Genomic DNA, 789 nt, shown 5'->3' with positions numbered 1-789 from the left:
GCTGGAGTTCTTCGCCAAATTGCCGCCGACCGTGATCGGGATGGAGGCTTGCGGGGCTTCGCAATATTGGGCGCGGGAGCTTTCCAAGCTTGGTCACAAGGTGAAGCTGATGGCGCCGCAACTGGTGAAGCCCTACGTTTCGCGGAACAAGAACGACTGGCGGGATGCGGAAGGACTGTGTGAGGCGATGAGCCGGCCGAGTATGCGGTTCGTACCGGTGAAGAGTGCCGAGCAGCAGGCCGCATTGATGCTGACGGGTATCCGCGACGGATTGATCGCCCGGCGCACCCAGCTGACCAATACGATCCGCGGCCATGCGGCGGAGTTTGGCCTGATTGCGCCCAAGGGACTGGACAAGATCGAGCCGTTGTTGGCGCAGATTGCGCAGGACGAGATGCTTCCCGCTCTGGCGCGCGAGTTGTTTGTCGTGCTGGGCCGCGAGTACGCCAGGCTCGAGGGCGAGCTGGAGGCGATCGAGGCCAAGATATTGGCCTGGCACCGAGCTGATCCCCTGGGCCGGCGCCTGGCGCAGATTCCCTCGGTCGGCCCGATCGTTGCAACCGCGCTGGTGATGAAGGCACCAAATCCGCATGCGTTCCGCTCCGGCCGTCACTTCGCGGCCTGGCTCGGCCTCACACCCAAGGACCATTCCACCGCCGGCAAGACCAGGCTTGGCAAGATCACCCGGGCGGGCGACGAGGACCTGAGACGGCTGCTCGTGATCGGGGCTACGGCGGTGATCCAGCAGGCCAGACGTGGACGCGGTCATCACTCGCGCTGGCTGCTGGC

The 789-nt window shown here is 64.9% G+C and carries 1 protein-coding gene; it reads left to right on the top strand.

Annotated elements, in window-relative coordinates:
* Positions 1 to 789: IS110 family RNA-guided transposase (locus tag FNJ47_RS46315; RefSeq protein ID WP_163163483.1), on the top strand; the 789-nt coding region annotated here is incomplete at both ends.

This window comes from Bradyrhizobium uaiense (assembly GCF_010811875.1).
Taxonomy (GTDB): domain Bacteria; phylum Pseudomonadota; class Alphaproteobacteria; order Rhizobiales; family Xanthobacteraceae; genus Bradyrhizobium; species Bradyrhizobium uaiense.
Note: the sequence above shows the minus strand (reverse complement) of the source record. Positions and strands in the feature narration are given on the sequence as shown.